The sequence below is a fragment of the Mycobacterium sp. genome, assembly GCF_049281135.1.
In the GTDB taxonomy this organism is placed as follows: domain Bacteria; phylum Actinomycetota; class Actinomycetes; order Mycobacteriales; family Mycobacteriaceae; genus Mycobacterium.
Window position 1 is genome coordinate 1 of the sequence record NZ_JBAPRN010000264.1, and the last position, 12,064, is coordinate 12,064.

The 12,064-nt window shown below is 65.9% G+C and carries 9 protein-coding genes and 2 pseudogenes; 2 read left to right on the top strand and 9 right to left on the bottom strand.

The features are described from left to right. Window positions 1-144: 144 nt before the first annotated feature. A complete protein-coding gene (locus WAN02_RS10640) occupies window positions 145-1,905 on the bottom strand; it encodes an MOSC domain-containing protein (RefSeq protein ID WP_422264125.1) in 1,761 nt (586 codons plus the stop codon). A 298-nt stretch (window positions 1,906-2,203) separates the two neighbouring features. Between WAN02_RS10640 and WAN02_RS10645 the strand changes: the two genes are divergently transcribed. Both WAN02_RS10645 and WAN02_RS10650 read left to right on the top strand, forming a co-directional pair. Then, window positions 2,204-2,707 carry a (2Fe-2S)-binding protein gene (locus tag WAN02_RS10645; RefSeq protein WP_422264126.1) on the top strand — a complete coding sequence of 168 codons (504 nt, stop codon included), beginning with the start codon at window positions 2,204-2,206 and terminating at the stop codon, window positions 2,705-2,707. Next, complete coding sequence (locus tag WAN02_RS10650) at window positions 2,694-4,814, top strand: molybdopterin cofactor-binding domain-containing protein (protein ID WP_422264127.1); 2,121 nt, start codon at window positions 2,694-2,696, stop codon at window positions 4,812-4,814. Before WAN02_RS10645 ends, WAN02_RS10650 begins: the two co-directional genes overlap by 14 nt. On the opposite strand, the gene WAN02_RS10655 is transcribed toward WAN02_RS10650, so the two are convergent. From WAN02_RS10655 to WAN02_RS10690, 8 genes and pseudogenes are all read right to left on the bottom strand, one after another. Further along, window positions 4,792-6,015 (bottom strand): vWA domain-containing protein, encoded by a 1,224-nt coding sequence (locus WAN02_RS10655; protein WP_422264129.1) that lies wholly within the window; start codon window positions 6,013-6,015, stop codon window positions 4,792-4,794. The genes WAN02_RS10650 and WAN02_RS10655 overlap by 23 nt on opposite strands. 6 nt (window positions 6,016-6,021) lie before the next feature. Next, the gene (locus WAN02_RS10660) at window positions 6,022-6,702 is read right to left on the bottom strand and encodes an SRPBCC domain-containing protein (protein WP_422264130.1); all 681 of its coding nucleotides are present in this window, start codon (window positions 6,700-6,702) and stop codon (window positions 6,022-6,024) included. 13 nt (window positions 6,703-6,715) lie between these two features. Then, window positions 6,716-7,597, bottom strand: coding sequence for an AAA family ATPase (locus tag WAN02_RS10665; RefSeq protein WP_422264131.1), 882 nt, complete (start codon window positions 7,595-7,597; stop codon window positions 6,716-6,718). Then, window positions 7,594-8,187, bottom strand: coding sequence for a nucleotidyltransferase family protein (locus WAN02_RS10670; RefSeq protein ID WP_422264132.1), 594 nt, complete (start codon window positions 8,185-8,187; stop codon window positions 7,594-7,596). The genes WAN02_RS10665 and WAN02_RS10670 overlap by 4 nt, the downstream gene beginning before the upstream one ends. Before the next feature lie 137 nt (window positions 8,188-8,324). Further along, a pseudogene (locus WAN02_RS10675) lies at window positions 8,325-9,071 on the bottom strand (XdhC family protein); the annotation flags it as partial. Window positions 9,072-9,079: 8 nt separating this feature from the next. Continuing rightward, window positions 9,080-11,479 (bottom strand): aerobic carbon-monoxide dehydrogenase large subunit, encoded by a 2,400-nt coding sequence (locus WAN02_RS10680; protein ID WP_422264134.1) that lies wholly within the window; start codon window positions 11,477-11,479, stop codon window positions 9,080-9,082. After that, window positions 11,476-11,955, bottom strand: coding sequence for a (2Fe-2S)-binding protein (locus tag WAN02_RS10685; RefSeq protein WP_422264133.1), 480 nt, complete (start codon window positions 11,953-11,955; stop codon window positions 11,476-11,478). Before WAN02_RS10685 ends, WAN02_RS10680 begins: the two co-directional genes overlap by 4 nt. 2 nt (window positions 11,956-11,957) lie before the next feature. Further along, window positions 11,958-12,064, bottom strand: a pseudogene (locus WAN02_RS10690) (xanthine dehydrogenase family protein subunit M); the annotation flags it as partial.

A 12,064-nucleotide genomic window follows, 5' to 3' on the forward strand; every position in this document is an offset into this window, starting at 1 on the left:
GTACAACCTGGCACGCAACCTTGAGCGCCCAGACGGCCAGAGAACCGGGAGATGCTCATTATCGCCTCGAACCGCTTTCGATATCTAGCGGAAGTTTCATCGACCACAGCATCGTCGGGCGGTTCGGTTTGCGGTGAACCCGTGTCACAGGTCGACCACTATGGCCTCCGCGGGTTGTGAACAACAGATCAGGATGTTTCCCCTGGCGGGCCGCTCAAGCGGTTCGGGGTCGTAGCGGACAGTCCCGGACAGCAGCGGGATCTCACAGTTGTGACATACACCCGTGCGGCAGGACCAGCGGGTTGGAACGTCGCATGCCTCTGCGAATTCGAGCAGGCTGCCACTTGGAGGGCCCCACTGTGCGCAGATGCCGCTGCGCGCGAATTGAACGGCCGGACCTGGACCGGGTGGTCCAGCGGGCTGGTGAGGAGGGATCGACGTCGCTGCGATCCCGGGCGTGAGTGGGGCTGCCGCCCCGAAGAGTTCAGTGTGGACGCGGGCGGGATCCATTCCGTAGGCGGCGAGGCCGGCGCTGAGTTCAGCCATGAACGCCGCGGGCCCGCAGAGGTAGGCGTCCCCGACGCGGGGCAAGCCGAATTCACGGAGCGATTCGATCGAAAGGCGGCCGTAGTCAGTGAAGTCGATACCCTGGCGGTCAGCCGGAGCTGGGCGGCTGTAGAAGACGTGGGATCGACTGTGGGATAACTGGTTCAGCAGGGTACGGGTCTCTGCGCCGAAGGGATGCTCGGAGGTGTCGCGGGCGCCGTGCAGCCACCAGACCTGACGGGCCGAGCGTGTTCTGACGAGCGCGTGCAGCATGGACAGTACGGGGGTGGCTCCGATTCCGGCGGACAGCAGGATCGCTGGCGCGTCTCCGTCGGACAAGAAGAAGGAGCCGCGGGGTGCGGCGACGTCGAGAAAATCACCAAGCTTGACTTGGGTGTGGATTAGTCCGCTGGCTTCCCCGTGTGGTTCGTGTTTGACGCTGATCCGGTATTCATCGGAGCCGGGTCGGTTGGACAGCGAGTAGTTGCGGATCAGCGGGGGACCGCCCAGATCGGAAAATAGCCGCAGCATGATCGACTGGCCGGGAAGCCATTCCGGTAGGGCGGTACCGTCGGGGTCGGCCAGTGACACTGAGCGTACGTATCGGGTTTCGTCGTGAACCGCAGTCACCTGGAGTGGGCGAAACCCGGTCCACGCCGGCGGCGGACTGCTCGCGGCCGCCGTCAACCCGACGTTGCCTGATCCCGACTCTGTGACGGGTTGCTCGGCCAGACTCTGCAGGGAGGCTTTCCAGCCCGGGCTGAGCGCGGGGATGCGGAGCGCACGTTGCAGAGCGTCTCGCGGATGCCCGGGCAGGTAGAGCAGTGCGTCGATCTCGGCGACCGTGATCCGCTCGGGTCCGTCGCCGATCTTGACGATCTCCTGACCCGCCTCGACTTCGCCTTCGATAATCACCCGGCAGTAGAAACCGGGTCGCCGGTGAGATACCAGCAGCGCTGCCATCCTGGGCTCGCCGATTCGCATGCCTGCGCGATAACAGGTAACACGGGGTTGGGTCACCTCGAAGACCGCCTGCCCGATCCGGTATCGGTCCCCGATGCACACCTCATCGTCGGGCAACCCTTCGACGGTCAGATTCTCACCCAGAAGCCCGGGCGCCAGGTCGTCGCGGTGAAATTCCTCGGCCCAGTGACGGTATGAATCGAGTTGATACACGAGGACGGCGCGGTTCTCCCCGCCGTGGCCCGCGAGGTCGCCTTGGCCGTCTCCGTCGATGTTGAGCCGCCGAACCATCCGGCGGCCGGTGACGGGCGTCTTCCACGCACCGGTGTGCACGGTGCGGTTTTTCCAGGGAATGTCTTTGGGCAGGCCGACATTCACAGACATCAGCTTCGCCACCGCGCACTCCTCTGTTTTAGGTTGATTGGTAACTGATTATGGCTCAGCCAAAGCCATGTACTGCGCAGCGAGGTGGAGGCGCTGAGAGCCGAAAACGCCGCCCTGCGCCGAACCCGGCAATCCCGGCCGGGAACGTCCTAAGCCACAGCGTAGGTGGTGCGTCCTGTGCGGGTCCGCCTCGACGATCGGATGGAAACGTGATGAGCCAACTGATTGACAAGACCGCCCTCGTGATGGGTTGGTTCGACGTGAGTGAAGTCATGACTACTCAATACCGCCGCCGGAGGATGCTGGAGTCATGGGAGAAGGCGAGAACTCGACGGTTCGATGGCTCACCGTGAACGGGCGGCGGCGCGAGGTTCGCGCCGCGGACGATGTACCACTGCTGTATGTATTGCGCAACCACCTGAATTTGAAGGGGACGCGCTTCGGCTGTGGCTTGGGTTTGTGCGGCGCGTGCTTCGTGCTCGCCGATGGCCGGCCAATTTACTCCTGCGATACTCCATTGTGGTCGGTAGCCGACAAGTCGATTCGCACCGTTGAGGGATTGGGCACCGACGGAGAGCCCCACCCCGTGGCGCGCGCTCTCATCGCCGGCCAAGCAGCGCAATGCGGGTATTGCATGTCGGGCATCGTGGTGGCGGCCGCGGCACTGTTGGCTGACAACCCTGAGCCGACGGAAGCCGAGGTCCGCGCCGCCCTGGATCCCAACCTATGTCGTTGCGGTTCGCATAACCGTGTGGTTCGAGCAGTGCTAAGCGCTGCGGCTGCGATGGCGAGGTCGGCCGATGGCCAGCGCTGAGTTGCCGCTGTCGCTGGCTGCCAATCCCGTCCTGGGCCACTGGATTCGGATCAGACCAGACGGCATCGTCGAGGTCCGCTCGGGCAAGGTAGAGCTGGGCCAGGGCGTGTTGACGGCGCTGGCGCAGATCGCCGCCGAGGAGCTCGACGTGGACGTGGCGCGGGTCCGGATGATTGCTGCGGCGACCGATCTCAGCCCCGATGAGGGCTTTACGGCCGGCAGCTTGTCGATTCAGAACTCAGGCGCCGCGCTGCGACAGGTGTGCGCCGAAGCACGGGCGCTCTATCTTGCCGTCGCGACAGCCAAACTCGCCGCGACGACCGACGAGTTGGAAGTTGCGGATGGTCAGATAAATGGTCCGGGCGATTCGACCACAAGCTATTGGGAACTCGCCGACGACTCGCTGCTGGATCACGCGGCGACCGGCGACGCGCCAGCCAAGGCAGAGTCGGACTACCAGGTTGTCGGCACCAACGTTGCCCGGCTGGACCTACCCGACAAACTGACCGGACGACCGCGCTACCTGCACGACCTCGTCCTGGATGGGCAGGTGTACGGGCGGATCGTTCGCCCGCCCTCGCGCGGCGCGAGGCTGCGCGACGTCGATACCGGACCGACCGAAGCGCTGCCAGGTGTGATCACTGTCGTCCGTGACGGCGATTTCCTTGGAATAGTGGCCGAGCGCGAAGAAGTCGCGCTACGCGCCGCTGAGCGGCTACGCGGCGACGCCAGCTGGGACGAGCGGCCGACCCTGCCGGACGAGAACGACCTTCCCGGATTTCTTGTGTCGGCCGAAGCCGACACCTCGGTGCTTGCCTTCAAAGAGAAGTCGACGCCTACCCAGGCCACGCGGTCACACTCGGCGCGATACCACCGGCCCTATTTGGCGCATGCCTCGGTCGGTCCGTCGGCCGCCGCCGCGCTGGCGCACGGGGACGGCCGCCTCGAAGTGTGGTCTCACAGCCAAGGCGTCCATGTGCTGCGGCGTGAATTGGCCGCGGCACTTGACGTCGCGCCGGATCGGGTATTGGTGCGCCACGTCGAGGGAGCGGGATGCTACGGGCACAACGGCGCCGACGATGCCGCCATGGATGCCGCGCTGCTGGCGCAAGCCGTGCCCGGACGCCCTGTTCAGGTGGTCTGGTCACGCGCTGACGAATTGGCATGGGCGCCGTTCGGTCCCGCGGCGGTGGTCGAGATAGCCGCCGACTCTACTGATGACGGGAGCGTGCTGTCCTGGCGCCATGAGATATGGAGCGGAAGCTATATGGGCCGCCCCGGGACAACACCGACGAATGCGTTGTTGGCGGCAAGCCACCGCACCGGTGGCGAGCCGATCCGTGCAGGCGGCGAACCGCCGCTCGAACGAGGTGGCGGTACCGGGCGAAATGCCCTGCCGTCCTATGAGTTTCCCGCCTACCTGGTCACCAATCACCTGTTAACCGAGATGCCGCTGCGAACCTCGGCGCTGCGTTCGCTGGGCGCCTTTCTCAATGTCTTTGCAGCTGAGTCGTTCATGGACGAACTCGCCTCGGCCGCGGGCCGCGATCCCCTCGAATTCCGGTTGGCCCACTTGTCGGACCCGCGCGCACAGGCAGTCCTGCACACCGCGGCGTCGGGGGCCGCTTGGGCGGATTGGACGTCACGGGACGCGGTTGGGCGCGGCATCGGCTATGCGCGATATAAGAACTCATCCGCCTACTGCGCGGTCGTCGCCGAGGTCGAGGCGGTCAACGAGATCCAGGTGCGACGGCTCTTCATCGCTGTGGACGCCGGTCTGGTCATTAACCCCGATGGTGCGGTCAATCAGATCGAGGGCGGTGCCATCCAGGCCACCAGTTGGGCGCTCAAGGAGCGGGTGCGCTTCGACCGATTGAATGTCACGAGCGACACTTGGGAGACCTACCCGATCCTGCGGTTCTCCGAGGTGCCCCCATGCGAGGTCGAATTCGTCGCCGGACAGGGCAATCCACCGCTGGGAGTCGGCGAGTGCGCACAAGGCCCGACGGCCGCCGCGATCGCCAACGCGGTTTACGACGCACTCGGCGTCCGGATGCGCTCGATGCCCCTGACCGCCGAACAGCTCATCGCCGCGATGCCCGACTAGCCAGGGCCACAAACAGCTGGCGCAGGCCGGTCAGCGAGTGCGCCGGCAGGAACAGATCGCAGTAAGGCAGGGCCGCCGCCATCGAACCGGCAAGTGGCTGGAATTCACCGTGCGCTGCGCGCGGGTTGAGCCAGACCAGCAACTCGGCGCGCCGCCGCACCCTGGCCAGCGCATGCTCGAGCACGTGGGGCGGATCGCTGTCCCAGCCGTCTGACGCGATGATCACCACCGCGCCGCGCAACACGCTGCCGTGCGGCGGAGCCAGCAGTGCAGCGATGCTGCGGCCGATGAACGTTCCGCCGTACCGGTCGGTGACCTTCTCGTTGGCCCGTTCCAGCGCCACCTCGGCCGAACGGTGGGACAGCACCGGGGTGAGCCGGGTCAGCGACGTCGAGAACGCGAACACCTCGGGGCGAACACCGGCCCGGCGCAGCACCGTCGCCCGCATCAAATGCAGATAGATCGCGGCGTATGGCTGCATCGAGCGGCTGACGTCGCAGACCAGGACGACCCGCCGGGGCCGGTGCCGCGGCCGCGTTCGCGCCAGCGTCACCACTTCCCATCCGGTCCTGCGTGACGCGTTCATCGTCGCCCGCAGGTCGATCCTCTTGCCGTGCGGGCTGGATTCGAATCGCAGGCTGCGGCGCCGGGGCCAAGCCTGAACCGACGCCTCCAGCCACGAACCGATCAGGCGCAGATCTTTGGGGTCGAATTGGTCGAACGGTTCGTCGGCCAACGCGGCGATGCGGCCGGGCAGCAGGTCTGGCAGCAGGATGCCCGCGTCCGCTCCGCCGTCCCGGTCGGGCGCGGTCCGGGTGACCCACGGCAGTTTTGCGGCGCGCGCATTGGCAGATTGGCTCGCCGGGGGCTGCACGATGCCAGCCGCGAGCGCTGCGGGTGTCTTGGGCCCGGCGATCGGCAGGACTGACTGCGGGCTTCGTGTGTCGCCGGGTTGGACACTCCCGAAGACCTCTCGTAGCACCGCGTCGAAGGCACCGAGGTCGTCCATCCGGTTGACGAGGGTGAGCCTGGCGGCCCAGTACAGCGCGACCGTGGTTTGCGGTGCCAAGTGCTGGAGCGCCTGGACGAAACCACCCTGGCCGCTGGCGGACACCGAGACTCCCGCGCCGCGCAGGCGCGCTGCCAACGCCGCCGCGAACGCCGCCAGATCGACGCCTCGCAACAGCAACGGGGTGCTCACGAGCGGCTAACTTCTCCGACGCAGCACCCAGATCAGCACCAGCCCGGCGAGCAGCGCCGCCGCCGCCGAGCCGTACTTCATGAGCTGGCCGCCACCTGCGAGCTGCAGCAGATCGATGGGCTCTGGCTCGGGAGCGGGGTCTTGGCGGGTGCCCGGGACCGGATTTGCCGGCCGGGCCGGGATCGGCTCCTCGGCGCTGGCCTTCTTGGCCGTATCGGTCGAACCCGTTGGGACGCCGGCATTCTCGGCGGCCAGTTTGGCTTCCAGGGACTCCACGAACTGGCCCAGCAGCTTCTCTGACACCTGTTGCAGCATTCCGCTGCCGAACTGAGCGAGCTTGCCGACGATCTTCAGGTCAGTGTCGACGCTGACATTCGTGCGACCCCCCTCCTCGTGCAGCTGGGCGGTGACCGTGGCGGCCGCGTTGCCGGTCCCGCGCGCCTCCTTGCCCTTGCCGTCGATAACCGCGCGGTGCTGGTCGCGGTCTTGCTCGACGAAACGCACCTTGCCGCTGAATTCACTGGTGACGGGCCCGACCTTGATTTTGACTTTGCCGAGGTATTCGTCGCCTTCATGGCCGATCAGCGCCGCACCGGGCATCAGCGGAATCACCTGCTCCAGGTCGCACAGCACGTCCCAGGCCTGCTCAATCGGCGCGCTGACGGTGAACTCGTTGGCGATCTTCATACTGTGATCCCTCTCATCTGCGGCTGTATTCGATGAACGCGTCGCGGATCAGGGTGCGATCGTCCGGCGTCTTGGCCAGTGCCCCAAGGCTGGCCAGCGCCGAATCGACCGCATCGGCCGGGGCAATATCTGCAACGCGCAGCGACACCAGAGCCGCTACCCAGTCGATGGTCTCGGCCATGCCGGGCGGCTTGTCCAGGTCGAGATCACGCGCGCTGCTCACGAATTGGGTGGCATGCCCGATCAGCGGTGTCGTCGCCCCCGGCACCGTCCGGCGGACAATCGCGGCCGCGCGGGACGGCTCCGGGTAATCGATCCAGTGGTAGAGGCAGCGCCGCCGCAGTGCGTCGTGTAGGTCGCGGCTGCGGTTGGAAGTGAGCACCGCGATCGGCGCGCGCTCGGCGACGAAGGTGCCCAACTCCGGGACGGTGACCGCGGCCTCACCGAGGAACTCCAGCAGCAGCGCCTCGAATTCGTCGTCTGCGCGGTCGATCTCGTCGATCAGCAGCACCGGCGGTGTCGGACCCCGATGCCGCACACATTGCAGGATGGGCCGATCCACCAGGTAGGTCTCGGTGTAGAGATCCGCTTCTTCGATACCGGTGCCGCGCGCCTCGGACAGCCGGATAGCCAGCAGCTGGCGCTGGTAGTTCCAGTCGTAAAGCGCTTCGTTGGCGGTCACGCCCTCGTAGCATTGCAGCCTAAGTGGTGTGGTATCGAGCACTGCCGCAAGGGTTTTCGCGGCCGTCGTCTTGCCGACGCCGGGCTCTCCTTCCAGCAGGAGCGGTTTGCCGAGCGTGACTGCCAGATAGATCGCGGACGCGGTTCCGGTGTCGAGTAGGTAGTCCTGGGCGTCGAACCGGCGGATCACGTCGTCGGGGTCCGCGAAAATCATGATGACATCGATTCCAGCAATCGCTGGTAGTCGTCCCAGGTGTCGACGTCGAGTGGCACCGGGCCCGCTACAGCGATCTCGTGTACCGGGTGCCGGCCCGACTGGACCAGCTTCCAGACTCCCTTGTCGCCGTGCAGCTGCGAAAGTTCGTCGAATACATCGCGGCTGAACCAGAACGGATGCCCGATGCCGTCGGCGTAACGGCACACCATGACGTCCGCGCCCGGCGCAACGGCGACTAGCCGCTGCACCGTTGCGGGAGCCACGCGTGGCTGATCGCCGAGCATCAGCACAATGCCGGCAGCCCGCGGGTCTACCCGTTGTAGCGCGACACGCAACGACGCCGAACAGCCGGTGCCAAAGTCGTCGACGGCTACCACGTCGGCCCCGTCCAGTGGCACCACGTCGCGCACTGCTTGGGCAGCGCCACCCAATGTGACGATGATCTGGTCGAATCCTGCCGCGCGGGCAACGTCGAGGGTGGCCCCCAGTACGGTCGTCTCCCGGTATGGCAGAACCTGTTTAGGCGTCCCTAGCCTGCGCGAGGTGCCGGCGGCCAGCACGACGCCGGTGATCCACTGCACTGTCATACGCCGGCTTTCCCGGCGGCAAACGCCGTGCGGCATCCTGGGCAGCAGAACCAGTAGTCGGCGCCGCCCAATTCCAAGTGTTCGGTGGCGGGTCCGATCGGCACCGTCATGCCGCACACTGGGTCGACCGCCTCGCGCGCGCCGCCGTTCGCCGGTGTAGCGGGACGGATCAGGCTGCCGTCGCGGACGGCGGCAATGAGTTCAGCGGCGATGGATACCGCGATCTCCGCCGGTGTCTTGGCGCCGATGGGCAATCCGACCGGGGTATGTATGCGGGCTCGCTCGACGTCGGAGAGTTCGAGTTCGTTCAGGATCGAGGCGCCGCGAACCTTGCTGGCCACCAAACCGACATACCCAACGCCGTTATCCAAGGCCGTGCGAATGAGTTCGGCCTCCGGGCCGCCATGGCTGGCGATCACCACCGCGGAGGTGTCGGCTAGATCGGTAGTCTCCCGCGCTTCGCGTTGGACGTCGTAGCCCAGCACGGTGCACAGCTGCATTAGCGCGTCTGCGATCGGCGTGGCTCCATAGATCCGGATCAGGGGAGCGGGGAGCTGCGGTGTCAGGAAGATCTCCAGCGATCCGCCGGACAGGCACGGGTTGACGACCACGCAGGCGCCGGGTGCCTCGGGAAAGTGCACGTCGCCGTCGGGAAGCACCCGCAGCAACACACTTTCGCCCGCCTGCAGCACACCCAGCGCCGCCTTACGGACCGAGTTTTGTGCGCACTGGCCGCCGACGAAGCCCTCGATCGTGCCGTCCGCCAACAGGATTGCTTCGTCTCCCGGGTAAGCGGAAGTGGGCGGCTGGGCCCGCACCACCGTCGCGTGCACAAACGGTGTCCGTGCCGCCAACAGTTGCTGAGCTCGCTCGCTGATCGTCATATAACCCTCTAGATCGGCGGTCTGGCGCGGCCCTGCATGGCCTCCCAAACCCGGGACGGTGTCAACGGCATATCGGCGTGGCGAACACCGAACGGCGCCAACGCATCCACCACCGCGTTGACTACCGCGGGCGGCGATCCGACGGTGGCCGATTCGCCGACGCCCTTCGCCCCGATCGGGTGGTGCGGCGACGGCGTCACGGTGTGCCCGGTCTCCAGGTGCGGTACCTCGAGCGCGGTCGGGATCAGGTAGTCCATCAGCGACCCGCCCAAGCAGTTGCCCTCTTCGTCGAAGGCGATCATCTGCATCAACGCCATCCCGATGCCGTCGACGATGCCGCCGTGCACCTGACCTTCGATGATCATCGGGTTGATGCGGGTACCGCAGTCATCGACGGCCAGGAAGCGCCGCACTTTGACCACCGCGGTGCCCGGATCGACGTCCACCACACAGAAGTACGCGCCGTATGGGTAGGTCAGGTTCTCCGGGTTGTAGCAGATCTGGGCGTCCAGGCCGCCCTCGATGCCCTCGGGCAGGTCGCCGGCCCCGTGCGCGCGCATCGCGATGTCCTGGATGGTCACCGCAGCCGACGGGTCACCCTTGACGTGGAATTTGCCCTTCTCCCAATCCAAGTCGGCAACTGATACCTCCAGCATTCCCGACGCGATGATCTTGGCCTTGTCGCGGACCTTGCGCGCCACCAGAGCCGCGGCCGCGCCCGATACTGGCGTGGACCGGCTGCCGTAGGTGCCCAGCCCGAACGGCGTCTGGTCGGTGTCGCCGTGCACGACGTCGATGTCGTCGGGCGGGATTCCCAGTTCCTCGGCGACAATCTGGGCGAACGTCGTCTCGTGGCCTTGGCCTTGGGTCTGAACCGAAAGCCGCACAACGGCTTTACCCGTCGGGTGCACGCGCAATTCGCACCCGTCGGCCATGCCCAGGCCGAGGATGTCCATGTCCTTGCGCGGACCGGCACCGACGGCCTCGGTGAAGAAGGACATCCCGATGCCCATCAGCTCGCCGTGTGCCCGCCGCTCCTTCTGCTCGGCGCGCAGTGCGTCGTAGCCGATCATGTCCATGGCCTTGCGCATGGTGGTCTCGTAGTCACCCGAGTCATAGACCCAGCCGGTCTTGCTCTTGTACGGGAATTGATCGGGCCGCAGCAGGTTTCGCAGCCGTAGCTCGGCCGGGTCCATCTTGAGGTCGAAGGCCAGACAGTCCACCAGCCGCTCGACGAAGTAGACGGCCTCGGTGATCCGGAACGAGCACGCATAGGCGACCCCACCGGGCGCCTTGTTGGTGTAGACCGCAGTCATGCGGCAGTAGGCGGCCTCGATGTCGTAGCTGCCGGTGAACACGCCGAAGAAGCCCGCCGGGTACTTTATCGGTGCTGCTGTCCCGTTGAATGCGCCGTGGTCGGCCAGCACATTAGTCCGGATCGCGAGGATCTTGCCTTCTTTCGTGGCGGCGATCTCACCGACCATGATGTAGTCGCGCGCGAAGCCCGTCGAGGTCAGGTTCTCGCTGCGGTCCTCCATCCATTTGACCGGCTTGCCCAGTACCAGCGAGCCGACGATCGCGCACACATAACCGGGATAGATCGGCACCTTGTTGCCGAAGCCACCGCCGATATCCGGTGAGATCACTTGGATCTTGTGTTCAGGGAGGCCCGCGACCAACGCATACAGCGTCCGGTGTGCGTGCGGCGCCTGGCTGGTGGACCACAATGTCAGTTTTCCGGTGACGGGGTCCAAATCTGCCACTGCGCCACAGGTTTCCATCGGCGCGGGGTGCACCCGGGGATAGACGATCTCCTGCTTGACGATCACGTCGGCCTTCGCGAACACAGCTTCGGTTGCCACCGCGTCGCCGGTTTCCCAGTCGAAGCAGTGGTTGTCGGTCTTGCCTTCGAGGTCCGTGCGGATCACCGCAGCCGAAGGGTCCAGCGCGGTGCGGACATCCACGACAGGATCTAGCGGGTCGTACTCGACGTCGATCAATTCCAACGCGTCGCGGGCCGAGTACCGGTCTTCGGCAACGACAAACGCCACTTCCTGCCCCTGGAAGCGCACCTTGTCGGTGGCCAGCACGGCCTGCACGTCATTGGACAGCGTCGGCATCCAAGCCAGACCCTTCTCGGCCAGGTCCGCGCCGGTGACCACCGCTTTGACTTTCGGATGCGCAAGGGCCGCAGTCACATCGATGCTGACAATGTTGGCGTGCGCGTACGGCGAGCGCAGGATCGCCAGGTGCAGCATGCCCGGTAGCGCGACGTCGTCGACGTAGTTGCCGCGGCCCCGAATGAATCGGGGATCCTCTTTGCGCAGCATCCGGCCGTGCCCGCACGGCTTTTGATCGTTGTCGACGGTGTCTTCTGGCGAGGGCGGACGGTTTTCGATGGTGGTCACGACGTCGCCGCCGGTGTTGCGTTGCGTGCGGCCCACTGGATGGAGCGCACGATCGTGGTGTATCCGGTGCACCGGCAGATCTGTCCGGAGATCGCCTCCCTGATGGTCTCCTCGTCGGGGTCGGGGTTGCGGTCTAGCAGGGCGCGGGCGGTCATCATCATTCCCGGGGTGCAGAATCCGCATTGCAGTCCATGGCAGCGCATGAACCCTTCCTGCACCGGGTCGAGAGAGCCATCCAACCCCGCTAACCCTTCCACGGTCCGCACGCTGTGCCCGGATGCCATCACCGCGAGCATGGTGCAGGATTTCACGGGCACGCCGTCGACCTCGACCACGCATGTTCCGCAGTTGCTGGTGTCACATCCCCAGTGAGTGCCGGTGAGCCGCAGCTGATCACGCAGAAAATGCACCAGCAGCATCCGGGGTTCGACGTCGGCGGTCACCTGTTCGCCGTTGACAGTCATATTCACCTGCATGGCTAATTGCTCCCTTGTTCGCGCACACGCTGGGCGGCGGTGCGCAGCGTTCGGATGGTCAGTTCGGAGGCCAGGTGCCGCTTGTACTCGGCGGTGCCGCGGACGTCGG